Origin of the sequence: Rhodococcus sp. NPDC049939 (assembly GCF_040656415.1) — a bacterium.
GTDB lineage: Bacteria > Actinomycetota > Actinomycetes > Mycobacteriales > Mycobacteriaceae > Rhodococcus_F.
The window spans coordinates 93,784-119,275 of sequence record NZ_JBFAMC010000006.1 but is presented as its reverse complement, the minus strand read 5'-3'; the positions used below and the strand labels follow the sequence as shown (position 1 = coordinate 119,275).

Here is a 25,492-nt window from a genome sequence, read left to right as displayed (position 1 = left end):
ATGTCCGCCGACGCGACCGAGTGCGGGATCGCACGGGAGATGTTCGAGGCCGACATCGCGTCACGAACTCTTGGAATCGAGATCAACGAACTGTCCCCCGGGCGCGTGGTCGCGTCCATGGTCGTTGGACCGACCATGGTGAACGGCCACGGCATCACGCACGGCGGTTTCGTGTTCACCCTGGCCGACACCACATTCGCCATGGCGTGCAACGGATACGACACGCCGGCCGTGGCAGCCCGCGCCGACATCCGGTTCCTGGCCCCGAGCCGACTCGGGGATATCCTCGTCGCCGAGGCTACCGAGCGGGCTCGCTTCGGGCGCAACGGTATCTACGACGTCACCGTGCGCCACGGCATCGAGACCGTCGCCGAATTCCGCGGCGACAGCAGGACCATCGCCTCTACTCCACCGAGGGGGATTTCGATGGAGTCAGCCGCCCGTGACCGGTAACACCAACTCCTGACCGGGATCGCTCGAGATCGTGACCTGGTGAGCGACCAGACCCCCGCGGAAGCTCGGATCCCCGCCTGCCACCACCAGGCGGACCTGGTGTCCCTCGGCGAATCGATGGACGATAGCCGGCATCGTGACCCGCATCGGCTCACCGGGTTCCGTGATCCGGAGCGGAGCGACCAAACCGTTGATCAAGTTCTCGCTGCCGTCGGGGGCAACGTCGTACAGCTTGGCAAACACCACTACCGCGTCCTCGACGCCAGTGACCGCGGGCGTCGCCGTGACGCGGAGGTTGAGCGTCGGCGCCCCGACGACGTAGAGCGGATCTGTGAGGGACTCGGACGACCACTGCGCCCGGGTGTCCGGAACCATGCCCTGCGGAACCTGCAAGCCTGGCCGTATATTGGGAGCTTCCGATTCGGTGGGAAGTCCGCCCGCAAGCGTGCTCAACGTTTGCGCGCCGGGAACGATGCCGCCGCTGTGACGGGTCAACGAGCCGTCACCGGAAAGATAAAGCGAATAATCCTTCCCCACATCGATATCAGATGAGTTGGCATACGCGGGCGTGGCAATGCCGGAGTAGTCGACCCAGTCACGGAAATAGCTGAAAACAGGACCGGTGTCGACTCCGGTGTCCTTCAGATAGTGGTCGAACCAGTCGACTATCCGGGCAGCTTCGTATTGGGTCGTGGGGTCGGGATCGTCCAGGTTGAGCTCGCCTTCGGCTGGCGTTTCATCGGAATGTCCCCAGCTGTGCCAGATCATCTTGACCTCGTTGCCCTGCGCCCTGAGTGCATCGAACGTCGCCCGGGACTCGTTGAGATCGAACAGAGTATCTTCCTGACCCTGCATCAGGAGAACCGGAATCCTCACCCGGTCCGAGTAAGACACCACGGACGACTGACGCAGGAAGTCAACGGACTCCGCGTCGGGATAGCCTTGCACCACAGCCTGATCCAGCGCAGGACAGACGGCGTCGGCGAAGTTGGGGCAGCCCGAAGCCCGTGACGGGTCCTGCACATACCCCTCGACCCCTGGGTCGGTGATGCCAGACGCCCCAAATCCGACCGCATACAGCACTTTCGACGCGCCCGGGACGGATGTGCTGACTCCTGACGTCTGGCCGATGCCGTTGGGAGCGAACGAGTAGCTGAGGTCATTCCAGGTAATCATCGGGATAATCGTGTCGATCCTCGGGTCGACTGCCGCCGCGGCGAACTGTACCGACCCACCATACGATCCGCCGATCATGCCGACCCGCGGATTGTGGTCCTGCGCCGTGCCGTTGTACGCGGTCTCATCTTGCACGACGTAGTCGAGGCCCGGAACCGGAAGCGTGTGCCCGGGGTCTCCGAACGCTATGCCATCCTTTCCGCCGAGAAAACTGACCAGTTCACTTGCTGCCCGGCCGTCATATTCGGGGTTGTCCAGGTAAATCTTGCAGCCAGAACCACCGAATCCGAGTCCCGAATATGCAAGCACCGCATATCCGCGGGACGCGAAGAACGAAGCAATCCCAGCCTGATCGTCCTTGGAACCGCCGAAGCCGTTGGTAGTGAGCACGGCGGGAACCCGACTTTCCGCGGACGCCGAGTCCGGCTTGTATACGTCACCGACGATGTCACATGATTCGTCACTGCTCGGTCCGACGGAGACCTGGAAGTGAAGCGTGTCCTTCGAGAAGCCGACAGGATCTGCCGTCGCCGGGGCTGCCACCGTAGTCGGCGTCAGCAATACCGTCGTAGCCGTCATCACGGCCACCAGCACTGATCCAACTGTTCTACTGTTCACGTCCACTCACCATCCGTCCGTATGTTCGAATACATCCGAATGCCATGACGTTTGTGAGCACCCACCGAACGAACTCGTGACGAGATCACTCGATGGGCCAAGACCAGTGTTGCATTACTCGAGCCGGCCTGGCACGGAGATTGCCGACCGCGGCCGTGAGGCTGCATACCGCCTACGGTGTCACCTGACTGTAAAGGCAAGTTCAATAGTCGTGCCCCTCAGCTCTCAGCACATCTCAATGTCCGTCGGTCCGAGTCTCTAACTCCCTGACGTGCAGCAGCTTTCACCAGAGCCTAGGCAGTCCGCGAACTTGGAGTCAATCTTCGCAAATGCCGTCTGTCTTTGACTATTTACCAAGCCTAAGCTTATCTATCATGAGATGGGGTCGTAGCCCGCGATTCGCGCAGCGGTGGTTGACATTGATCGCGGGGACAGCGCTCGCATGGGGCGCTCTCAGCGCATTCGGACTCGCTGCTGCGGCAGTGTTCGCGGCGCTGGTCGTGGCCGCTATTTGCACCCTGAGCGGAACTGGGCCCGCCCGGGTGCCACCCGCAGTGGAAATGGCGGCGCAAGGCGTTGTCGGCGTCAGCGTGGGATTCATGCTCGACAAACACACTCTGGCGGCATTGGGATCCAACTGGATCGCAGCCGTGAGTGTCTGCGTCGCAACACTTGTCATCAGCATTGTCGCAGGTGTGCTGCTCGGCCTGCACCGCAGCGTCGATCCACTCACGGGTGCGCTGTCGATGGTCGCCGGTGGCGCCCAAGGGCTGGTTGCGATGACGAAGGAACTCGGTGGCGACATACGTACCGTTGCCGTGATTCAGTACATCCGGGTCGCCCTGATCATCATGATGATGCCACTGGCAGCAACCCTGCTCTTCGATGCCGGGAACGCGAACCCGCCGTCCAGGAACTACTCCGAATCCGCAGGTGCGCCGTGGTATATCGGGGTCGCGCTGGTCGTCGGATGCATTGTCGTCGGAATCTGGTCAGCCCGCGTCGTGCGACTGCCTGCTCCGGCCATGCTGGGCCCACTGACTGTCGCCGGGGCTGTCGAACTCACAGGATGGGTCGAAACTGTCGCCGTTCCACAGTTGCTTCTCCTGCTGGCCTTCGCAGTGATCGGGTGGCAGGCCGGGCTTGCCTTCACTCCGGCGAGTGTGCGGACGATCTTCCGGGTGCTCCCAGTTGCCATACTGCTCATCCTCGGCGTCGTAGTCGCATGCGCCTGCCTTGGGATACTGCTCGCGCATGCGACCGGCATCAGCCTGCTCGAGGGGTACCTGGCCACCACCCCCGGGGGCCTGTCCGCAGTTCTGGCCGTTTCCACCGAGAGCGGAGCAAACGTCACGTTCATCGCTGCGGTGCAGGTAATACGCATAGTGATCATGTTGTTTGCCGCCCCGTTGGGCGCACGCGCCTATCTCCGCTTCATGCCTCCACCACCCAAGGCGCCCGATGTCGCACCGGTGCACTCAGACTGAACGAATGCCGCATCGAGCAAGGCGGTCAGGCGAAGAAACGACAGATGGGACCCGCACAGAGGTCAGACCAACTCGCTGAGGACAGCCATGACGATGGTGTGCGCGCCGGCGATAACGGACTCGATGGGTTGATGGTTGTCCGACAACACCCACTGCTGTGCGATCAGCAGAACGGCGCCCACCAGCCCCGTCGCGAGGGTGCGTAGGTGCAAATCGGACACGGCGGTGCGGTCGATCTCGGGGTCGATGACGATGAGGACGGCGTCGACGAAGGACCCCGTGCACGACCTATATGCGTCGTCCACTTCGGGACCAACGCCGAGGACCTCCTGGAACGCGATCCGGGAGATCCGCGGGTCGTCGGCGACCGTCTCGAAGAATGATGCGAGGGCCCCGCGAATCTTCTCGTCCAGATCCACGCCGCCGTCGGCGCCGCGAAGGATGCTCTCTCGGAGCCGGTCGGTAACGCTGGCGTAGGCCGCCAAGAGCAATGCCTCGCTACCGTCGAACGACTCGTAGAAGTAGCGCTTGGTCAGGCCGGCTGCCGCGCAGATCTTGTCGACGGTCGCGCTGCGGTATCCGCTCGTGCCGAACACCTCGACCGCAGCGTCGACCAGGCGAGCACGGCGCTCTTCCCGACGCTGTTGGGGCCCGGCGCCGCGGTAGGTGCGACCCGTCGCGTCCTGCCCGGTCGAATTCACCCAACAATTCACCCGACAATCTTGACACCGTGTGGTTCCAGATGCAAACTGACACCGAACCGTGCCAGATCACACCCCAGGAGGGGACTATGCCCACGCTCAGGAACAAAGTCGCGCTCGTTACCGGCGCCGCGCGGGGCATCGGTGCCGAGACCGCCCGTGCCCTCGCCCGTAAGGGCGTCAAGCTGGTTCTCATCGATCTCGACGCGGAACCACTGCAGGCTCTCGCCACCGAACTCGGTGACGACGTCGCCCTGGCCACCGCCGCCGACGTGTGCGATCTCGCCGCCATGCAGCAGGCCGTCGACGCGGGCGTCGCCAAGTTCGGCGGCATCGACCTCGTTCTCGCGAATGCCGGTATCGCCAGCTACGGCTCGGTGATGCAGGTCGATCCCTCAACCTTCAAACGGGTCATTGACGTCAACATCATCGGCGCCTTCCACACGGTCCGAGCAGCGCTACCGTCTGTGATCGAGCGCAAGGGCTACATCCTTATCGTCTCGTCCCTCGCCGCGTACACCCCCGCCGCAGGCCTCGCGTCCTACAACGCGAGCAAGGCCGGCGTCGAGCATTTCGCCAACACCCTGCGTATCGAAGTCGCCCACCGGGGCGTCGCCGTCGGTTCGGCACACATGTCGTGGATCGACACACCGCTGGTTCAGGACACGAAGAAGGACCTCGCCGCGTTCAACGAGTTCCTCGCAGTCCTTCCTGGACCGCTGGGCAAGACCACATCGGTCGACACCTGCGTCGACGCGTTCGTGGACGGACTGGCCGGGCGCAAGCGCCGGGTCTACGTCCCAGGTTGGGTCGGGGTGATGGGGTGGCTGAAGTCGGTGATCACCTCGCGCATCGGTGATCGCCGCGTTCTCCCCCACATCCCGCGGATCCTGCCCAAGATAGACGAGGAAGTCGCGAAGCTCGGCCGGTCCACAAGTGCGCGCAATGTCGCCCTCGGCGACGTCGCCGTAGACCCCAAATAAGCGCCCCTTCCCAACCCAAGCGAAAGGACCTTCATGGCACACGCCAGCACCACACCCGACATCCACGACGCGAAGACCCCCGTCGAACATCTCGATGTACTGATCATTGGTGCCGGGTTGTCGGGAATCGGCGCCGCGCGTCACCTCAAGGACAGCTTCCCTGACAGGACATTCGCCATTCTGGAGAGCCGCGAGTCGATGGGCGGCACGTGGGACCTGTTCCGCTACCCGGGAATTCGCTCCGACTCCGATATGTTCACGCTGGGCTATCGCTCCAAGCCGTGGGAGAAGGACCAGTCGATTGTCGATGGATCCTCCGTCCTCGAGTACCTGAAGGAGGCGGCCACCGAGCACGGTATCGACCGCAACATCCGCTTCCGGCACCACGTGGTCCGCGCCGAGTGGTCCACCCCGGACTCGCAGTGGACGGTCGATGTCGAGCGCGGCGACACCGGTGAGATGGTTCGGTTCACCGCCGACTTCATCATGTCCTGCAGCGGCTACTACCGCTACGACGAGGGCTACACACCGGAATTCCCTGGAATCGACCGCTTCGAGGGGCAGGTCGTCCATCCCCAGCATTGGCCGGACGACCTCGACTACGCCGGAAAGCGCGTCGTCGTCATCGGCAGCGGTGCCACTGCGGTCACCCTCGCGCCGTCCATGGCCACCGACGCGGCCCACGTGACCATGCTTCAGCGTTCGCCCACGTACATCCTCCCGATGCCTCGCGTCGACAAGGTGGCCAACGGCCTCCGGCGCCTCTTGCCCGCACGGCCCGCATACTCGTTGATACGGCTCAAGAACGCGACGATTGAAACCGCGATTTATCAACTGTCCCAGCGGTATCCGAATCTCATGAAGGGTCGAATCCGACAACTTCAGAAGGGTTTGCTGCCAAAAGGGTACGACATCGACACCCACCTCACACCCAACTACAACCCGTGGGACCAGCGGCTCTGCCTGGTACCCGACGGTGACCTGTTCGAGTCGATCAACGACGGCAAGGTGTCGATCGTGACAGATCATATCGACACCTTCACCGACAACGGCATAGCGTTGAAGTCAGGCGAGGAACTCGAGGCCGATATCGTCGTCACCGCAACGGGATTGAACCTGATTGCATTTGGAGGGATGACGCTCGCCGTCGACGGCCGCGACATCGACCTCACCGAGACCATGGCCTACAAGGGCATGATGCTCAGCGGTGTGCCCAACTTCTCCTTCGTCGTCGGGTACACCAATGCGTCCTGGACACTCAAGGCTGATCTGGTGTGTGAGTATGTCTGCCGACTACTCGCGCACATGGACCAAAACGACTACACGGTATGCGTCCCCGAACGAGACCCCTCTGTCGAAGAGGCGCCGTTCCTCGACTTCGCTGCGGGTTACGTATTGCGTTCGGTGGAGTCTTTCCCCAAGCAGGGTTCGAAAGCGCCGTGGCAGGTGCCGATGAACTACTTCCGCGATCTCGTGACGCTCCGTCACGGAAAAGTGGTGGACGACGCCATGATGTTCAGCGGATCTCGGAAACAAGAGATGGCAAGCACGGGGCACTGAAAGCGATCTGTATGCCGACGGATCGGCGGTGACGGGGCCGGCGACAAGTACGCGAGTGTCCCCTCACCGTAGGTGCCGGAGCAGGCCGTCGAGTTGTGGGGCAGCAATATTCCACAACTCCACCGCCAGCGCTTGTTGTGAAACATCCTCTATGGAAGCGAGTTTCGGAGCACAGAGCGTGCCTGGTCGCCGAATGCGCCGGTTCATTGAACATCCTCTCCGCAGTGTCAACTCGGGAAGGACCTCCAAACTTCGATCGATCGATCGAATCGTTGCTTATAGTATGCCGAGCCGATATCGGCCAGTGCACGATAGGTAATTCATGAGTCTGGAGATGAAGCAATTGAGAAGCCCGTTCAAGATCGTCGCAACCCTGACCGCGGGGCTATTCCTGGCCGCAGCCCCTGCAGTCGCCCACGCCCAAGACTCCATCGGCGGCGGGAGCCTTCCCGCAGGCGGTAGCTACATCCGGTCGGGTTCCGCTGAGACCATCTGGGAGGCGTATCGATTCGACCGGACCTTCACCCCGGAGCAGATCACTGAGTGCTGGGAAGCCGTAGGCCCCGACGTACTCGGCGTGCCCCCGTGCCCCTCAGCACCGATCGACGCTCTTGACCTCGCCGCAGCACGGCTGTGGTTCGGCTCCATGGAGATGGGGTTCGGCTCGATGGAGCTGGTGCTCGGCTCCTTGGGTTGACCTAGCGCACCGCCTTTCGGGTCGGCGCCACGTCCCGTGGTGTCGGCCCGATCGGTCACCGCAGCGAGGCAACCGCAGACGAGGGTGCCGCCATACCGAGGAACATCGAGGACACCAGCCGAATCCGGCTGAGTGGAATCACAACAACCCGCCGGCGAAGAACTGATCTCGAGAACGGCTGTGCCCCCGGATCGGCTCCGGGGACACAGCCCAAGGACAGCGCGCCCTAGTCATCGGCATCGGCGCTAGTCATCTTTTCAGCTCTACCGTCCTCCGCAAGCTCTGACTCAGAATAGGAAAATCCTGACAATGGCATGGACTGATCATGACGCGCAGACCTTCGTCCGGCGCCATATTGAGGTCTGGAACACCCATGACCTGGAGCAGATTCTCCGTCTGTACTCACCGGACATCGAACTCGTGTCACCCTTCGCCGGACAGACTATGGGGAGTGACGTCGTCCAAGGTCGTGACGGGCTCAAGAAGTACTTTGGAACGGCACTAGCCGCGAATCCGGACCTTCGATTCGAGGTCGTGGATGTGTTGCACTGCGTGGATACGGTGACGATTTACATGCGCAGTGTCGGTGGCCGGATGGTAGCGGAAGTCCTGTTCGTCGGTGAGGACGGTCTGATCACCAAGGTTCTGGCGCATTACAGCGCCGCCGCCTAATGGCTGCAATCATCACTCCACCGGTCTATGCTGTCGGGGAACTCCAGCCCGTGGATCAGGTAGCGGGGGCGGGCGCACTCGCTGATCGGCTGCGTTCCTATGGGTTTGATCTGTGTTCGGTGTCGGACAAGCCGCCGTCCGAGCTTGCTAGCGATGCGATTACGGCACTGCTGCACAAGCTCGACGTGTCTGCCGATTCCGTCGACGCAGTGGTGTACGGTACGTGCTCGCACCGGCGCGCAACGAGCCACGAAACCAGATTGAAGACGATAGCGATCCCGATCGCGAGGGCAGCCAGGATCCAGGCTTGCGGTTCCACCGTGAAGTGAAGTACCGCTCCGAGCACCATGGTCACGGCGAACGTAATTGGCCACGCCCAACGGTCCCGAATAGACACCTCAGACTTGGTTGGAGACATACCGTCATCGTGCTACAGAAGGTCGATTCGGTTGGAAATGACCCGACCGCAACATAAGTCGATCTCGCGAACGCCGGCGGTATTGCGAGGAACCGTGGAGCTTGCGTTGCTCGAGCTTGGGGACAAGAGTAGAGCGATGACCAAACAGAGGTTTCGAATATTCAACGGCACCTGTATGTCGTTGGTCATTCTGGGTGTCATGGTCCCGATCATTTTGCAGGGAAAGTACTTTAGCGGGATCATCGGCTGGTCTCTGGCTATGGTCGCTCTGACAATTTGGTTCTCCGCAGCCGTTGTCATGTGGCGGAAGCAGAACTCGCCTCACTGATCGCGTGCCGATTTGTCCTCGAACGTCGTCTGCGGCCATACGTCAGGTTACGCCAACGAGGAGCGTGCGGGGGCCGGGTCACGCGTACGATGCCGACACTCGATCAGGTCACGTGTGGCATTGTGACCGTGACAGTTTCGGCGAATTCGAGGGTACAGATTTACGCCCAGTTGATAACCTCCGATGAGCTGCCGGTACTCACCATTGCGGCCGCCGGTTTTTCCACGACGTGTTGATCCGTTTGGTTCCTCGAAGGGCAGGAGAAAATTTGAGTCACCACAGCGGTTTCCGCAACTACCCCGAGGTCAGGGGGCGTGTGCGACACCTGTTGCCCCGATTGACGGTCACCTCCTTGATGGTTCTCGGTATGGCCGGGGCGGGGGCCGCGACCGCCGCCGCGGACACCGTCATCGGCACCATCCCGGTCGGCGACAGCCCGCTCGGGGTGGCGATTACCCCGAACGGGGACTTCGCCTACGTCACCAACAACGTCGACGGTTCGGTGTCGGTGATCGACACCGCCACCAACGCCGAGGTTGAGACCATCACGATCTCGGCCCCTCATATCCTCAACGCCCCGCAACAGGTGGCGATCAGCCCCAACGGGGCCTTCGCCTACGTCGTCAACAACTTACGCTCTTCGGTGTCGGTGATCGACACCGCGACCAACACCAAGGTCGACACCATCGCGATCGGGGATGCCCCGCAGGGGATGGCGATCACCCCGGACGGGGCCTTCGCCTACGTCACCAACATCGTCGACCATTCGGTGTCGGTGATCAACACCGCCACCAACGCCGAGGTCGACACCATCGAGGTCGACAACGTCCCGCAATACGTGGCGATCACCCCGGACGGGGCCTTCGCCTACGTCACCCATTATCATTCCGGTTCGGTGACGGTGATCAACATCGAAACCAACACCAAGGTCGACACCATCGAGGTCGGCAACGCCCCCCATCAGGGGGTGGCGATCACCCCGAACGGCGACTTCGCCTATGTCACCAACTTCAAAGACGGTTCGGTGTCGGTGATCAACACCGCCACCAAGACCGAGGTCGCTACCATCCCCGTCGGCAACGCCCCGCAACAGGTGGCGATCACCCCGGACGGAACCCGCGCCTACGTCACCAACAGAGATGACGACACCGTGTCGGTGATCGACATCGCCACCAACACCGAGGTCGACACCATCGCGGTCGGGGATGCCCCGCAACAGGTGGCGATCGCGCCGGACGGAACCCGCGCCTACGTCACCAACAGAGATGACGACACCGTGTCGGTGATCACCATCGACCAGTGCTTTGGTTCGCTGTGCATCGACTTCGGTTCGCTGGCCGGCAGCGGCTAGAGCGCAGGCAGCGTGTTCAGCTGACACAAACACCAAAGAACTGAATGCGAGACATCTTTCGCCGGAGCTTCGGGCAACGGGCTGGTCCAGTTTCGGGCCTGCCGTGACGACCATCACCCATACCTGCTAGTGTCCGGCTACTCGCCCGACGGGAAGTCGGCTCACTCGCTGGGTGTCGGCCCGACGTGAGCGAGGGTGCACATCAGGGGAGGGACTCGACTATGCGGCGACTTGCTCGGACCAGGGTGAGCCAGGTGAACAAACGCCTGGCGACCATGGTCGCGATGACCTGTGCTGCTGCAGCTGTGGCAATCTGGCCTGGCGCAACTGCTGCGGTTGCCGCTCCAGTCGACAGCTTCTACCTTCCTCCGCCGTTGGTCGATCAGACACCGGGCACGGTGATCAGAACCGAGCCCCTGGCGATCTTCGCGGCCCCACCTGGGGCGGACGGCATCTGGCCGATTACTGGCCAAAAGGTTCTATACACCTCACGCACGCAAGATGGGGACGCGGTCGCGGTCAGCGGTACCTACATCGATCCAGCCCACCCCTGGCAGGGAACGGGGGACAAGCCGACAGTCGTAATTGCTCCAGGCACGTCCGGCCAGGGTGACCAGTGCGCGATGTCGGTCGCATTTTCCACCGGCCTGTATGCCGATCCAGCGATGTTGTCGTTGTCTGCCAACCAGGAGGCGATTTCGGCCGCGACGTGGAGTTCGCTCGGCGCCCGGGTGTTCGTGACCGACTACATCGGGTTGGGCACACCCGGGATTCACACGTACGCCAACCGAGTCGAGCAGGCGCACGCGGTTCTAGACGCTGCGCGGGCTGCAAACGCGCTGGCCGACTCCGGTTCTACGACGCCGGTGGTGTTCTGGGGTTTTTCGCAGGGTGGTGGCGCCGTCGCAGCGGCCGCGGAGCTGCAGCCGGACTATGCGCCGGAGCTCAATCTCGAGGGAACTTGGGCCGGCGCGCCGACTGCGGATCTCACCGCGGTGCTCGAGCGGATCGATAACAGCAACCTCATCGGAGCCGTTGTCGGCTACGCGGTGAATGGTTTCACCGAACGCAATCCGGATATGCGCAAATTCGTCGATGAACTAGTCACTCCCGCAGGTAAAGATCTTCTCGCCACGCTCAGCGACTCGTGCATCGCCGACATCATCTTCAAGCGTCCCTTTACGCAGACCAGTAGCGTGACCGTGGACGGACGCCCGATACTCGAGCACCTGCGCGAAATCCCGGAGGTAGTCGAACTGCTACGGCAACAGCGAATCGGCACAATGACTCCGTCGAGCCCGGTCCTGATCACCAGTGCGATCAACGATGACACCGTGCCCCATGGTCAGGCTCGCCAACTCGCCGAGGACTGGTGCGCTCGTGGCGCGACCGTTACATTCCGTACGAACACCCTGCCCCCTATCCTGCCCGGAGCGGCCTTACCAAACCACTTGGGACCGGAGTACATCGAGGGATACGGCCCTGACAGTGCGGTCAGCTACCTACTCGACCGACTCAACGGCGTTCCGCTGGCCGGGTGCACCTTGGACTGAACTTTCATCCCACCACCCCACGGGGACTTCCGACCGGCGGAAAGGCAAGCACCTCGGGCCGACCGGTTTCCCGAGTACGCACCGAAAGCGGCTGGAATGAAATGTATTTCACGTGTCTCCACCACTGAAGACTCGATACTACTCTGAAGTAATAAGAGTCCAACGCTACAAGACCATGCCAGCCGTACCGCTTTCAAGCAGGACGCGCGGTAATGTGACACGATTCATAGAGGGCATCCGAATCAGCCTCTCTCGCAGTCCATATTCCACGTTCGAGTGGTTCGGTCGTTACCGATTCCTCCCGCTGGGCGGCGGTGAACCTGCAGGTCGGAGCGGTTGCCACTCCCGAGGGTGTTGTAGTGTGTCGCCCCCGCCTGGCGTGTCAGCCTGCCCGATACCCGCGACTGACTTACACGCCCCTTGCACATTGACAGCGAGGGCGACGGTGACGACTGCTCGTATTCGGCTGTACATTCCTCGCCGCAGAGACGGGCTGAGAGCCGGACGGTTGCACGCCAATACCGTCCCGTGATCTTCTTCCTGTCCGCGGATGGCGAGATTCCGTGGGGGACTTCACACAATGCACCGACTCGGCATGGAAGCGGACGAGGCCGGTCTAAATAGAGGGGTGAGTGGTGACGTATTCCCGGTTCGAAGCAATCGGTGCTTATCTGCCAGAGGACGTAGTGACAACCGAAGAGTTGATCGGCCGTCTCGCAGAGAAGCCGAGCTTCGACTTTGCGGCGGTGACCGGTGTTCGGGAACGGCGGGTGAGGTCCACGTCTTCCGAGACCTACGAGGATTCGTTCATCCTCGCGGTGAACGCGGCTCGGGACTGCCTGTCTCGGTCACGCTACAGCGCGGAGGATCTCGATGCCATCGTCTCGGTATCCATCACCCGGAGCAAGAACGGAGAGACGATCTACTTCGAGCCGTCGTTTGCATCGATGATCGCAAAGGAGCTCGGCGCGCGACAGGTGATCCACTTCGACATCTCCAACGCCTGCGCCGGCATGCTCACGGGGACCTTACTGCTGGACAAGATGATCCGCGCCGGGATCATCCGCAACGGCATGGTCGTCAGTGGGGAGGCAATCACCCCGATCGCCGAGACTGCGGTCAAAGAGCTGTCGGGCGGTTACGACCCGCAGTTCGCGTCGCTGTCGGTCGGCGATTCCGGTAGCGCGGTGATCATCGACGTGTCGGAGGACGAACGGGACCGAATCCACTACGTAGAGATGATGACCGCGTCGGAGTACTCGGATGCGTGCATCGGGAAGCCGAGCGACCGCACTCAGGGCGTCGCCCTCTACACCGACAACCGGCGAATGCACAACGAGGACCGGTTCAAGCTGTGGACCGGCAGTCAGAGCACCTTCCTGGCCGAACAGGGCCGCACATTCGCCGACGAAAAGTTCGATTACGTCATACACCACCAGTTCGGATCGTCGGCGGTGGAGTTCCTCAACGCACTCGGTGAACGCGAATTCACCACGCCGATGCCGCCACCACTCAACGTCATCGACAAGTACGGAAACACTTCATCCACCTCGCATTTCATCGTGCTACACGACCACTTGCGGCAAGGCAACATCCCATCCGGGTCGAAGGTACTGATGGTGCCCGCCGCATCCGGAGTCGTCACCGGGTACCTGTCGGCCACGATCTCGTCTCTGGAGGCCTGACATGGGCGTCATCATCACAGCAACCGGTGTCAGTCACGACACGGACACCGCCAGCGTCATCGAGCACTCCTCGAGGGCCGCTCGCGCAGCTCTCGAGGCGGCGTCGATCGGCCCCGAGCAGGTAGGTGTGCTGATCAACACCGGTATCTACCGAGATTCGAACATGGTCGAGCCCGCGATCGCAGCGCTGATCCAGAAGGCCGCCGGTATCGGCCTCGACTACACCGAGACCGATCCGAAGTCGTTCTCCTTCGACCTGATGAACGGTGCGTGCGGTGTTCTCAATGCGGTCCAGGTGGCGTCCGGCCTGCTCGAGACGGCGACAACCGAGCGTGTCCTCGTCGTGTCCGGAGACACCCACCCGTCGATGACCGGTGCAGCAGCGCCCCAGGGCTTCCCGTACACCACCGCCGGTGCGGCGATGCTGCTCGAACACACTGACCGGCCAGAGGGGTTCGGACCAGTGCATGTTGATCTCCTGGACGGTGAACCCGCTGTCGAGGGGTTCGTCGACATGTCCACGATGGGTACCACCGGCCGCACGGCGATGACCGTGGCTCGCGCCGACGACTTCGACGTCAGGATTCTCGACGCCGCCGTCTCGGTCGCCACACGCGCACTCGACGGCTCCGGCATCGACCCGGCCACCACGGTTCTGATCTCCTCCCAGCCGACATCCGGCTTCCAGACCGCGCTGGCCGAGAAGCTCGGCATTCGCAGCCTCGGTGTCGACGGAGAGCCGCGCGTCGCCGGTGACACACACACCGCCGCACTGACACTCGCATACCACCGCGCTGTTACAGCAGACGGGATGAAAGACGTGACGAGTGCGCTGTTCGTTGCTGCAGGCGCAGGCCCGAGCGCAGCAGCGACCGTGTATCGGGTCCCGGTAATGGCGGCGTGATGACCAGATCCGGCCTCACCTGCTGGCTCGACAGACTGTCGGATATCGCCCGTCGTCGGCCGGGCGCGGCCGCGGTGACCTACGCCGACGGCCCGACCGACGCGTTGCCCAGCTATACCGATCTGACGTTCGCCGAACTCGACGCCTGGTCGGATGCCCTGGCCGAACAGTTCACCGCTGACGGCATTGCGGCGGGTACCCGGACGATCGTGCTCGTCAACCCGGGCCCGGAGTTGTACGCGATCCTTTTCGGGTTGTTCAAGGCCCGGGCAGTCCCAGTGGTCATCGACCCGGGAATGGGATTGCGTCCCATGCTGCGCTGCCTGGCTGCCGTCGACCCCCAAGCCTTCATCGGGATCCCGCAGGCCCATGCCGTGCGCGTGCTGTTCCGGCGCGCGTTCCCCAATGTGCGGGCGACTGTCACGGTCGGACGCCGCTGGGCGTGGAGGGGCCGCACTCTCGCCTCCGCCGGACGTATCCCCAACCGCCGCGCACCGCAGCACGCAATTCCAGCCGCCGATGATCTGTTGATGATCGCGTTCACGACCGGCTCGACCGGACCGGCGAAGGCGGTCGAACTGACGCATGGCAACCTCGAAGCGATGCTGGCGCAGACCCAGTCGATGACCGCAGTCACCGAGGATGAGTCCGCGCTGGTCACCCTTCCGATGTTCGGCATGCTCTACCTGCTCCTCGGTGCCCGAATCGTGCTCCCGCCACTGATTCCCAGTCAGGTCGGTGCCACCAATCCGCTGCATGTCGTCAACGCGATCAACCGGTTCGACGTGGCCACACTATTCGCCTCACCCGCGGTACTTGGCCCGCTACTCGAGCACGCCCGCACCCACAAGTCGACGATGTCGACGGTCCGCGCGGTGTTCTCGGGAGGTGCCCCGGTCCCCGACAGAGTCATCACCGGATTGCGCGACGTACTTCCGGACGCGGCTCAGGTCCACGCCGGTTACGGGGCCACCGAGGCGATCCCGATGTCGTCGATCGAGTCACGTGAATTGCTCTCGGGGCTGACAGACCAGGCCAGGGGTGGAGCCGGCACCTGCATCGGTCGACCTGTCGACGGTGTCGAGGTGCGCATCATCGCCGTTGACGACGATCCGCTGCCGCGCTGGAGCCAGGCTCAACCGCTGGACGTCGGGGTGGGGGAGATCGTCGTTTCCGGTCCGAACGTCAGTACCCGCTACTTCTGGCCTCCAGAAGCGAACCTGATCGGGAAGATCCGTGACGGAGACCGGGTCTGGCATCGCACCGGAGACCTCGGCCGGATCGACAGCCAAGGCCGAATCTGGTTCTGCGGCCGCAAGTCCCAGCGCGTCGGTACCAGCAGCGGTGTCCTGTATCCCGTGCAGGTCGAGCAGATCTTCAGCGCAGTGGACGGTGTCGCCCGCACCGCACTCGTAGGGGTCGGCGAACGCCCCCGACAGCGGCCGGTGCTGTGCATCGAACTCGCCCCCGGCGCGAATCCGGTCGAGACGTTGGCCGCGGTACGAGCCCGGGCCGCCGAGAACCCGTTGTCCGCTGAAATCGACACCTTTCTCATTCACCCGCGCTTTCCAGTAGATATCCGACACAACGCCAAGATCGGTCGTGAGCAACTTGCTGCCTGGGCCTCGACCGAGTTGGACCGACATGCGGTGGTGACTCGATGAAAACACTTCTGCTGCGCGCTATCCCGATCGCCGGATGGCTCTACCTCGCTTACGGTGCCATCCGCGCCGCCCGCAAGCGTCCGCTCCAACACCCCCTCGCCCGGACGACCTGGTGGATCGATGCGTTCCTCAGCATCGTCGTGCACGCCGCGCAGATCCCGGCCGCGCTGCGGGCCAGCGGCGGGCAACGGTCGCCGGTCGCCACCGCCGCCCTGACGATGCTGTTCGGCATGACCTGGTGGACCACGCAGCAGCCGACCAAACAGTCGCACACGAAGGAGATCCCCGAGTGAAGTTCCTCGTCACCGGAGCATCCGGGTTCCTCGGCGGCAACATCGCGCGCCGTCTCGCCGACGACGGCGAGCACGACGTATCGATCCTCGTCCGAAAGACCAGCCGACTCACAGACCTCGGCGACACGTCGGCGTTTCGGATCCGATACGGCGACCTGACCGACCCCGCATCCCTCGAAGCCGCCACCCGCGGAATCGATGTGGTCGTCCACAGCGCTGCCCGCGTCGACGAGCGCGGGACCCGCGCCCAGTTCGAGCAGGAGAACATCACGGCGACCCGCGTGCTGCTCGCGGCAGCCAAATCCAATGGTGCCAAGCGGTTCGTGTTCATCTCGAGCCCGAGCGCGCTGATGAGCTACGACGGTGGCGACCAGATCAATCTTGACGAGACCGCGCCGTATCCCACGAAGTTCCTCAACCTCTATTCGGAAACCAAGGCCGCAGCCGAGCAGTCCGTCCTTGCCGCAAACGAGGACGGATTCACAACCTGCGCGCTCCGGCCACGGGCGATCTGGGGGCCCGGCGACCGCTCGGGTCCGATCATCCGGCTCCTCGCCCGCGCCCATGCCGGGACGCTGCCGAACCTGTCCGGCGGCCGGGACGTGTTCGCCTCACTGTGCCACGTCGACAACATCGTCGACGCGACCATCAAGGCGGCCGGCTCCGACAACATCGGCGGCAAGGCGTACTTCATCGCCGACGCCGAAGTCACCAACATCTGGCCGTACATGGCCGAGGTCTGCCAGGACTTCGGGTTCACCATGCCCGACCGGAGCGTGAACCCGCGCGTGGCCTCCGCGATCGTGAAGGTCCTCGACCGCGTGTGGACCATCCCGTACCTCGCAGGCCGCTATTCGCCGCCGCTGTCGATGTACGTGTTTGCACTGATGACACGCTCGGCGACGTTCGACACCAGCGCCGCCGAACGGGACTTCGGCTACACGCCCGTCATCGACCGCACAGCCGGGATGCATCGATTCAGGGAGTGGGTCGACGCACAAGGCGGCCTGGCCAGATTGACTCGCGATCTGTCCTGACCCCGACTTCACTCCATCTTGTTCCTGCCCTCGCCGAAAAGAGATCCAGTGACCGCGACCGCCCCGTTTCAGCGCCCGATCTCCGCAACCGAGCAGCTCTATCTCGCGACGCAGCGGCTCGCCGCGCCGTTCGCGATCCAGCTGGTCGTCACCGGCACCGGTGTGGTCAGTCCCGCCGCGCTAGAGGCCGCCGTCGATCAGGCGTCTGCGGCTTGTCCGGGCTCGAGGCTGGTCCGCGACGGTCGGAACTGGATCGATTCGAATCGCACCCCACGTGTGCGGGTCATCGATCACTCCATCGACTTCGATGATCTCGACAGTGATCCGATCCTCCAGAGCAGTCTCGGCGCCGACGAACGCGCCACGACCGAGGTTGTCCTGGCCCGCGCCGCTTCGCAGACCACCATCATCGTCCGAGCGTTCCACGGTGTGATGGACGCCAAGGGCCTCGGCTTGTGGACGGGGGATATCTTCCGGGTACTGAGGGGCGAAGAACCGCTCGGAGCACAGGATCCGACTGCAGACCATGACCTCGTCGCCCGCATCGGTGCCGACGGCGCACCCACCAAGCTGTTGCCGACCCGCCGGGCCCCGCTCGGCTCCACCGGGCCTGCTCCCCGCGATTCCCGGTTCTTGTGGCGGCACCGCAGCATTGCGGCCACGACACCGGCCGTGGTCGCCCGGATTTGTGCCCACCTCACTCAGGAACTCGATATCCCGGCCCGTTTCATGGTGCCGGTAGACCTCCGCCGTCACGATCCGGCGATTCGATCGACCGCGAATCTTGCTCTACCGCTGTTCGTCGACGTCAACCCCGGGGTCACGTGGCAGCAAGTCCACGCTCAGATCCTCACCCAGCTCGTTGACCGTCGCGAACTCGCCGAGATGGACAACGGCGGCCTCGCACGGCTTCCCGCACCGGTCACTCGTGCCATCGTCACCACAGCTCACCGTTTCGGTGCCCGTATGAACCGAAACCTGGTCTCGGCGATAGTCTCACACGCCGGGAAGATCGACCTGGACGAGCTGTCGGCGCCCGGCTTCATCGCCACGAGCGCGCGCCCCCTACCGGTGCACACCGGGCTCGTACCGATGTCGTTCGTCATCTCCGAAACAGGCTCCACCACCGAAGTCGGTGTCTCCTGCCGCGCAGGCGACGGCGTCAGTGAGCGCCTCGACGCGCTTCTCGACCGCCTCACTGACGCACTCTCCACACCTGACGCAGAGTCTGGGGCACCCGCCGCCGTCGAACCTGCGCTACCGACCCTCACCACGGCGCCGACAGCGGATACCGCCGACAGCCGGTTCCGCCGCCATGCTTCTGCCACCCCTGATGCCGTGGCGGTCAGCGGACCCGGCGGCGAGTACACCTACCGCCAGCTCGACGACTGGACCGACGCGATCGCGGCCACCCTTGCCGATCATGGAGTCGGCACCGGTGGGGTCGTCGCGATCCTCTCCGGACGCACCCCCGCGGCGGTGGCCGGACAGCTCGGCATCATGCGCGCCGGTGCGGCGTTTCTGGCACTGGACCCGAAGCACCCCAGCGACCGCCTCGCCGCAATCCTGGCCGACTCGGGTGCCCAGATCCTGCTGTCCGGGCGTGAACACCAGCACCTGATCGATACCGACATCCCCGTCTTGGATCTCGACGATCTCCCGACCCACACAGAATCACCGGTGACGACGACAATCAGTGGCGACGATATCGCCTATGTCACCTACACTTCCGGGTCGACGGGTCGGCCCAAGGGCGTCCTCATTCCGCACCGCGGCCTGGTCAACTTCGTCGATACCGCCATCGAGTGGTGGCACCTCGGCCCGGAGACCCGGTATGCCCACCACCACACCCCAGCGGCGGACCTGGCCTGTTGCGCGTTCTTCAGTTCCTTGCTGACTGGAGGATCGCTCACCCTTGTTCCCCAGGATATTTCGCATCTGTCGCTCGAGGAAATGCTGTGCGAGTCGGGTGCCAACACCTTCCTGTTCACCCCGAGCCTGCTCGAGACCATCCTCCGGCTGGGCATTGCCCCGCCCAGCCCACGCACGGTGATCATCGCAGGTGAACGCCTCCTGCCCGGACTCGCCGCGCGAGCACGCGAATTCTTCGGCCCCGGAACCCGACTGGTCAACAGCTACGGACCGGCCGAGATGTCCATCGCCTGCACCACCCACGTAATAGGCAGCGACCCGGACCCGAACGCGCCGTCGGTTCCCATCGGCCCGCCCTGCGCCAACACTCCCGTCTTCGTTCTCGATGAGCACCGGCAACCCGTTGCGCCAGGGGAGATCGGCGAACTGTATTTCGGCGGCCCGCAGGTGGGCCGCGAGTACCTCGGTCGCCCCGACCTGACCGCCGAGCGGTTCATCACCTTGCCCGGTGGCGAACGGGTCTACCGTACCGGCGACCTCGGACGGGTGCTGCCCGGCGAAACTCTCGATTTCGTCGGTCGTGTCGACGACCAGGTCAAGATCCGCGGCAACAGAGTCGAACCCGGAGAAGTGCAGGCCACCCTTGAACGGGTGCACGGAATAGACCGGGCCGCAGTCCTCGGCCGCCGGACCGAGTCCGGCGGCAACGCGCTCATCGCCTACGTCGTCGCACATACAGACGCCGACATCGATATAGTCGCCGTGCGCGAGCAGCTGGCAAAGCAGCTGCCTCCCTACATGATCCCGGCCACGATCCAGGTCGTCGACACTCTTCCCCTCAACGCCAACGGCAAACTGGACCTGGCACGCCTGTCGAGCATCCCGAACGCGGGCCAAGGGGAGTCCAGCGAATCACCGTCGGCACAGTCGGCAGGCGGCGAGGGAGAAGAGCTCGCCCAGATCGTCGCGATCTGGGCCGCGATCCTCGAAATCACCCCCGACAAGCTGACGCCGGACTCGGACTTTTTCGTGCTCGGCGGCGACTCGCTCGCCTCCCTCGAAATGCTCTCCAGGATCTCGTCCACCATCGTCGGTCCTGCCGGCGAGGCACTGTTCGTCAAGCAACTCGAGGGTCTTGTCACCAACATGACCCTGACCGAGGTACATGCCGCCGCGATGTCCGCGCGCGAGAATGGGGTCCGGGCATGATTTTCATCGGCGGAGGTTCTCTGCTCTGGCGTGCCGTCCGCTCCGCCGCGAATTCGGGCCACAGTGTCGATCTCGTCTGCGTCCGTCCGGAAGAAACATGTCCGGATGGGTTTCCCATCGCCGAAGTCGACGATGTCAATTCTGTGGCTGCGATGATCGAGGCAGCGTGCAGCGACGACGTGGTGTGGTCGATCAACAACCCGTCTATCCTGCGTGCCCCAGTTCTCGACCTCGGCCTACGGATCTACAACATCCACAACGGGCCGCTCCCCGCATACCGGGGTCTACCTGAAATCGCGATCACACACGCACTCCTCAATGATGAAACCCATTACGCAGCAACGCTCCACGAGGTCGACCGAGGTATCGACACCGGCGCCGTCCTCGATGTCGAAGAGTTCCCGATTTCACCGCAAGACCGGTTTCAAGAGGTGATGTTGACCGGACTGCGCGCCTGCCACACCCTGTTCGAACGCAATCTCGACCTCGCGGTATCGGCAACGCTCACGCCGGTCGATTCGCCCTCCTCCAGCGGCGGCTACTACGGGCGCGCACGCCTGAAAGAGCTGGCCAGTCATCGCGGCAATCCCGGCTTCGAACGCGCCGCCAACCTGGGTGTGTTCACCCACCTGTACCCCGAGCTGGCAGCCGCGCTCGCGGTACCTGCCACGACCGAAAGCGTGCACTCGTGAACTACTGGGCCTCGATAGTCTTGCGGCGGCGCTGGACGATACTGCTGAGCACCATTGCCATAGTTCTGCTCGCAGGAGCATGGGGCTCGTCCGTGATGAACAACCTGGGTGCGGGCGGCTACTCCGACCCGGGTAGCGAGTCCGTTCAGGTCGAGAAACTCCTGGAGCAGCACGTCGGACGGCAGACACCGGATGTGGTGGCCGTGTACACAGTTCCGGACGGCCACAGCATCGACGACCTGGGCGACGAAGTACACCGGAGCATCGATGGGATCGACGCCGAGCTGTTGGACCGCCCCGTAGTCACCTATTGGAACACCCCGATCGGCGCAGAGTTCCTGCGTTCCGAAGACAGCACCAAGGCACTGGCACTGGTATTCGCTGCCGGAGACGAGAACGAACGCCTCGCCGCGTTCACCGACATCGCACCGCACCTCACCGTGCCAGGTATCGACGCCGAGATCACCGGGTTCACTGCTCTCGCTCAGGAAATCAACGAACAGTCCGAGCGCGATCTGTTGTTCGCCGAGATGTTGTCACTACCGGTCACGCTCGCGGTTCTGGTCGTGGTCTTCGGCGGCCTCGTGGCCGCGTCCCTGCCGGTGGCCGTCGGATTCATGTCCATTCTCGGCGCACTGGCCTCGCTGCGGCTGATCTCCGAGTTCGTCGACGTCAACGTCTTCGCCGTCAACATCGCGTCCCTGCTCGGGCTCGGGTTGGCCATCGATTACGGACTATTCATAGTCAGCCGATTCCGGGAGGAGCTGGCCCGCGACGGCGCCGACGTCGAATCCGCGCTCACCCGAACTCTGAGCACTGCCGGGCGCACCATCGCGTTCTCCGCACTGCTGCTCATGTGTGCATTTGCCGGAACTTTGGTTTTCCCGCAAGCCGTACTCAAGTCTCTGGGATTCGGCGCCATGTCGGCCGTCGCCGTGGCCGCAGCGACATCGCTGACGGCACTGCCTGCGGCGCTCGCTCTGCTCGGCCACCGTATCGGGAAGTGGAGTTGGCGCAAGGACACATTCGAGCGAGGTGAGGCCAGGGCGCGGCGGTTCTGGGGGCGGATCACCAGCGCCGTACTCCGCCGCCCCGGTGCGGTGGCGTTCGGAATCGTCTCCGTGCTTCTGCTGGTCGCATCACCGGTACTCGGTGTCAAGCTCGGCGATGTCGATCACACCGCGCTTCCCCCGGACAGTTCCGCCCGTCTCGGCGCGGAGAGCCTGGCCGCGGAATTGCCCGCCGCCAACGGCGGAGTCATCATCCTCGCCCGCAGTACGGACGGCGCCACGCCCACCTCGGCCGCGATCAGCCAACTACATCGCGACGTGTCGGGAGTCGACGGCGTCACGGACGTCATCTTCGCCGGCAGCAAAGATGACATGACCGTCATACAGGCACGTCTCTCCGTTCCCGACCGTTCGCAGGACGCGATGAAGGTAGTGGAGCAGATACGCGGCCTCGAAACACCAGCAGGGATCAGCGTTCAGATCGGCGGCCTGACCGCAATCACCGCAGACGGCGTCGATGCCATCATCACCTGGCTCCCGGTGATGCTCGCCATCATGGCTATCGCCACATTCCTGCTGATGCTCCTGGCGTTCGGCTCGATCGTCCTGCCGATCAAGGCGGTTGCGGTGGCGTTCATGAGTCTGGCCGCGACATTTGGCATCCTCACGCTCGTGTTCTACGACGGCCATCTCGTCGACGTCTTCGATGTCAGCCAAGGACCCCTGCCGGCGGGAATGGTGGTCCTGGTGATCTCGGTGGTGTTCGGACTGTCCACCGACTACGAAGTGTTCCTCATCTCGCGGATGGTCGAGGCCAAACAGGCCGGCGCCACAACCGAAGAAGCGATCCTCGTGGGTGCCACCCGAACCGGCCGCGTTGTCACCGCCGCGGCAACACTGCTGATCCTCGTCACCGGTGCCTTCACTCTCTCGGAGTTGACGCCGATGCGGTTCATCGGAATGGCGATGATCATCGCCCTCGCACTCGATGCCACCGTGGTGCGGATGCTGCTCGTGCCCGCCCTGGTCAAGCTCATGGGTGAGGCCAATTGGTGGGGTCCTGCGTTCCTTCGAGCGCGGACTGCGGGCAATCGGGCAGCGGCCGACGACGGCAAGGCACAGTCAGCTGACGACGACCTCTCTGCGCTCGAGGTCAAGCACTGACGAAACACGCAGGCGGTGTACTGTTTGGCAAGTCACAATTGAAGACGCCGTGGACACGCAGCGGGAGAACCTCCATCTCGAGAGGTGCCGTAGGAGCAACTTCCTCCCCGGGAATCTCTCAGGCCCAGCACCGCAGCGAAGAGGCAACTCTGGAGAACAGCATCAGCTAGGCCGGTGCTTACCGAAGGTGAAGAGCTTGCCGCGATTGCGGTAGCCCAATCTCTCAGGTTCCAGGACAGAGCGGGGAGGTGTGCCCGATTCTTCGGCGATAGCCGACACCCCTGAGGAGGCCCTCGCATGACCCTTACCACGACCCCCGAGTCCCCGCTTCTCGCCGAGCATCGTGCGCTCGGCGCCCACTTCACCGACTTTGCTGGGTGGCAGATGCCGCTGAAGTACTCGAGCGAGCTGTCCGAACATCACGCGGTCCGCACCAAGGCCGGCCTGTTCGACCTCTCGCACATGGGGGAAATCGCTGTCACCGGAACGGAATCCGGCGCCCTCTTGGACTACGCGCTGGCCGGTGAACTCTCGAAGATCGCGGTCGGCCGGGCCAAGTACTCGCTCCTGTGCAATTCAGACGGTGGCGTGATCGACGATCTCGTCGTCTACCGACTCACCAACGAGCACTTCCTGGTGGTAGCCAACGCCGCCAACGCATCGGCGGTGTACCGCGAGCTGACGGCCCGCGCGGAGAACTTCTCGGCGACAGTCGACAACCAGTCCTCGGAAACCGCGCTGATTGCGGTACAGGGACCGTCCGCGCAAGACATCGTCCAGGCTCTCGTTTCCGGCCAGCAGGCGGAAGCGGTGGCTGAGTTGAAGTACTACGCCGTGACGCGCGCGGTGGTTGCGGATGTCGACGTCCTGCTCGCCCGCACCGGCTACACCGGCGAGGACGGATTCGAGCTCTACGTACCGAACATTCAATCTGTGCAGTTGTGGCGCGCGCTGCTCGATGCCACCACCGAGCGCGGGGGCGTGCCTGCGGGCCTCGCCTGCCGGGACACCCTTCGCCTCGAGGCCGGCATGGCACTCTATGGCCACGAGCTGAACCTGGAGACGAATCCGTTCGAAGCCGGGCTCGGTAGAGTGGTCCGCCTGAACAAGGACTTCGTCGGGCGCAACGCCTTGCAGCAACTGTCCGAGCAAGCCCCGCAGAAAGTGCTGGTCGGACTCGAGGGAGGCGGTCGCCGGGCCGCCCGCGCCGGCTACACCGTCCACGACGCCGACGGCGGGACGGTCGGCACGGTCACCTCCGGAGCCCTGTCGCCGACCCTCGGACACCCGATCGCGCTCGCATTCGTGGACGTCGCGCACCGCGAACCCGGCACCGCACTCACCGTCGACATTCGTGGCAAGAAGGAGCCGTTCGTGGTCGCCTCGCCACAGTTCTATCGACGCTCTTGAACGCATGCGTGCCCCGGGATCTTCTCGATCTCGGGGCACGCGTTGTTCAGCACGTCAGTTTCGAGTGGTAAAGGTCTTCGGAAGGAATCTATCGCCGAGCTCGACGGCGCCGATGACAACGAGAGCGATTGCAGCACTCCACCACCACGTCCAGTCGACGAACGCAGGTAGGAACACGGTAGCGGCTGCACCGACTCCGATGGTGGCAGCCCACAGCGGGCTTCTCCGGGGTCGACCGCTCGGTGGCTGGACGATCATGTTCATGGGCTCGAGCGGTTCGGGCATGGTTCTCCTGAGTTCCCCTCACTTGCGCCTGATGACGTCTGCTCCGCGTGCCCGGTACCAACTGGCCGCTCGAGGGAACGATACGCGCCTGGTCGCAATCCGAACCGCAACGCGGAGCCGCCGCTCGGTCGCCGTGCCTACCGGTCGTGAGGAGCGGGGCGGCGCACCAGAACGGCCAGTAACGCGATTATTCGGTAGGAATGATTCAGGTGTTTTGGGAAACGAATCAATCCCGGAAGCACCGCTCGAAGTAGTCGCGGTTCTGGAAGG

General features: G+C 63.6%; 21 protein-coding genes and 1 riboswitch. Of the genes, 18 read left to right on the top strand and 3 right to left on the bottom strand.

Annotation, left to right across the window (positions count from 1 at the left end; translation table 11 throughout):
- Complete coding sequence (paaI, locus tag AB0I57_RS18830; protein WP_358338638.1) at nt 1-453, top strand: hydroxyphenylacetyl-CoA thioesterase PaaI; 453 nt, start codon at nt 1-3, stop codon at nt 451-453.
- Here paaI and AB0I57_RS18825 read toward each other — a convergent pair.
- Entirely contained in the window at nt 433-2,208 is a 1,776-nt protein-coding gene (locus AB0I57_RS18825) for a CocE/NonD family hydrolase (RefSeq protein WP_358338635.1), read from the bottom strand. The genes paaI and AB0I57_RS18825 overlap by 21 nt on opposite strands.
- Before the next feature lie 413 nt (nt 2,209-2,621).
- Between AB0I57_RS18825 and AB0I57_RS18820 the strand changes: the two genes are divergently transcribed.
- On the top strand, nt 2,622-3,734 hold the full coding sequence (locus tag AB0I57_RS18820; RefSeq protein WP_358338632.1) for an AbrB family transcriptional regulator: 1,113 nt from the start codon (nt 2,622-2,624) through the stop codon (nt 3,732-3,734).
- A gap of 62 nt (nt 3,735-3,796) precedes the next feature.
- Here the strand turns inward: AB0I57_RS18820 and AB0I57_RS18815 are convergent, their stop codons facing one another.
- On the bottom strand, nt 3,797-4,435 hold the full coding sequence (locus AB0I57_RS18815) for a TetR/AcrR family transcriptional regulator (protein WP_358338629.1): 639 nt from the start codon (nt 4,433-4,435) through the stop codon (nt 3,797-3,799).
- Nucleotides 4,436-4,524: 89 nt separating this feature from the next.
- Between AB0I57_RS18815 and AB0I57_RS18810 the strand changes: the two genes are divergently transcribed.
- From AB0I57_RS18810 to gcvT, 16 genes are all read left to right on the top strand, one after another.
- On the top strand, nt 4,525-5,418 hold the full coding sequence (locus AB0I57_RS18810; RefSeq protein WP_358338626.1) for an SDR family oxidoreductase: 894 nt from the start codon (nt 4,525-4,527) through the stop codon (nt 5,416-5,418).
- A 33-nt stretch (nt 5,419-5,451) separates the two neighbouring features.
- The gene (locus AB0I57_RS18805; RefSeq protein WP_358338623.1) at nt 5,452-6,978 is read left to right on the top strand and encodes an NAD(P)/FAD-dependent oxidoreductase; all 1,527 of its coding nucleotides are present in this window, start codon (nt 5,452-5,454) and stop codon (nt 6,976-6,978) included.
- Nucleotides 6,979-7,312: 334 nt separating this feature from the next.
- Complete coding sequence (locus tag AB0I57_RS18800) at nt 7,313-7,675, top strand: hypothetical protein (protein WP_358338620.1); 363 nt, start codon at nt 7,313-7,315, stop codon at nt 7,673-7,675.
- A gap of 309 nt (nt 7,676-7,984) precedes the next feature.
- Nucleotides 7,985-8,347, top strand: a complete 363-nt coding sequence (locus AB0I57_RS18795; protein WP_358338617.1) for a nuclear transport factor 2 family protein — start codon at nt 7,985-7,987, stop codon at nt 8,345-8,347.
- 50 nt (nt 8,348-8,397) lie between these two features.
- Nucleotides 8,398-8,676 carry a hypothetical protein gene (locus AB0I57_RS18790; protein ID WP_358338614.1) on the top strand — a complete coding sequence of 93 codons (279 nt, stop codon included), beginning with the start codon at nt 8,398-8,400 and terminating at the stop codon, nt 8,674-8,676.
- Between the two features lie 685 nt (nt 8,677-9,361).
- Nucleotides 9,362-10,444: a beta-propeller fold lactonase family protein gene (locus tag AB0I57_RS18785; protein WP_358338611.1), complete on the top strand. Its 1,083-nt coding sequence runs from the start codon at nt 9,362-9,364 to the stop codon at nt 10,442-10,444.
- A gap of 254 nt (nt 10,445-10,698) precedes the next feature.
- The gene (locus AB0I57_RS18780) at nt 10,699-11,997 is read left to right on the top strand and encodes a lipase family protein (protein ID WP_358338608.1); all 1,299 of its coding nucleotides are present in this window, start codon (nt 10,699-10,701) and stop codon (nt 11,995-11,997) included.
- Nucleotides 11,998-12,632: 635 nt separating this feature from the next.
- Nucleotides 12,633-13,682, top strand: a complete 1,050-nt coding sequence (locus tag AB0I57_RS18775; RefSeq protein ID WP_358338605.1) for a 3-oxoacyl-[acyl-carrier-protein] synthase III C-terminal domain-containing protein — start codon at nt 12,633-12,635, stop codon at nt 13,680-13,682.
- Nucleotide 13,683: 1 nt separating this feature from the next.
- The gene (locus AB0I57_RS18770; protein WP_358338602.1) at nt 13,684-14,586 is read left to right on the top strand and encodes a hypothetical protein; all 903 of its coding nucleotides are present in this window, start codon (nt 13,684-13,686) and stop codon (nt 14,584-14,586) included.
- The gene (locus AB0I57_RS18765; RefSeq protein ID WP_358338599.1) at nt 14,586-16,250 is read left to right on the top strand and encodes a fatty acid CoA ligase family protein; all 1,665 of its coding nucleotides are present in this window, start codon (nt 14,586-14,588) and stop codon (nt 16,248-16,250) included. The genes AB0I57_RS18770 and AB0I57_RS18765 overlap by 1 nt, the downstream gene beginning before the upstream one ends.
- Nucleotides 16,247-16,543 (top strand): hypothetical protein, encoded by a 297-nt coding sequence (locus AB0I57_RS18760; protein WP_358338596.1) that lies wholly within the window; start codon nt 16,247-16,249, stop codon nt 16,541-16,543. Before AB0I57_RS18765 ends, AB0I57_RS18760 begins: the two co-directional genes overlap by 4 nt.
- Nucleotides 16,540-17,580, top strand: a complete 1,041-nt coding sequence (locus AB0I57_RS18755; protein WP_358338593.1) for an NAD-dependent epimerase/dehydratase family protein — start codon at nt 16,540-16,542, stop codon at nt 17,578-17,580. Before AB0I57_RS18760 ends, AB0I57_RS18755 begins: the two co-directional genes overlap by 4 nt.
- A 48-nt stretch (nt 17,581-17,628) precedes the next feature.
- Nucleotides 17,629-20,661 carry a non-ribosomal peptide synthetase gene (locus AB0I57_RS18750; protein ID WP_358338590.1) on the top strand — a complete coding sequence of 1,011 codons (3,033 nt, stop codon included), beginning with the start codon at nt 17,629-17,631 and terminating at the stop codon, nt 20,659-20,661.
- Nucleotides 20,658-21,353 (top strand): formyltransferase family protein, encoded by a 696-nt coding sequence (locus tag AB0I57_RS18745; RefSeq protein ID WP_358338587.1) that lies wholly within the window; start codon nt 20,658-20,660, stop codon nt 21,351-21,353. The genes AB0I57_RS18750 and AB0I57_RS18745 overlap by 4 nt, the downstream gene beginning before the upstream one ends.
- Nucleotides 21,350-23,527 carry an MMPL family transporter gene (locus AB0I57_RS18740; RefSeq protein WP_358338584.1) on the top strand — a complete coding sequence of 726 codons (2,178 nt, stop codon included), beginning with the start codon at nt 21,350-21,352 and terminating at the stop codon, nt 23,525-23,527. Before AB0I57_RS18745 ends, AB0I57_RS18740 begins: the two co-directional genes overlap by 4 nt.
- 51 nt (nt 23,528-23,578) lie before the next feature.
- Nucleotides 23,579-23,670, top strand: a riboswitch (glycine riboswitch).
- A 154-nt stretch (nt 23,671-23,824) separates the two neighbouring features.
- A complete protein-coding gene (gene gcvT, locus AB0I57_RS18735; RefSeq protein ID WP_358338581.1) occupies nt 23,825-24,937 on the top strand; it encodes a glycine cleavage system aminomethyltransferase GcvT in 1,113 nt (370 codons plus the stop codon).
- Between the two features lie 54 nt (nt 24,938-24,991).
- Here gcvT and AB0I57_RS18730 read toward each other — a convergent pair whose 3' ends face one another.
- The gene (locus AB0I57_RS18730) at nt 24,992-25,222 is read right to left on the bottom strand and encodes a hypothetical protein (RefSeq protein WP_358338578.1); all 231 of its coding nucleotides are present in this window, start codon (nt 25,220-25,222) and stop codon (nt 24,992-24,994) included.
- Nucleotides 25,223-25,492: the final 270 nt, after the last annotated feature.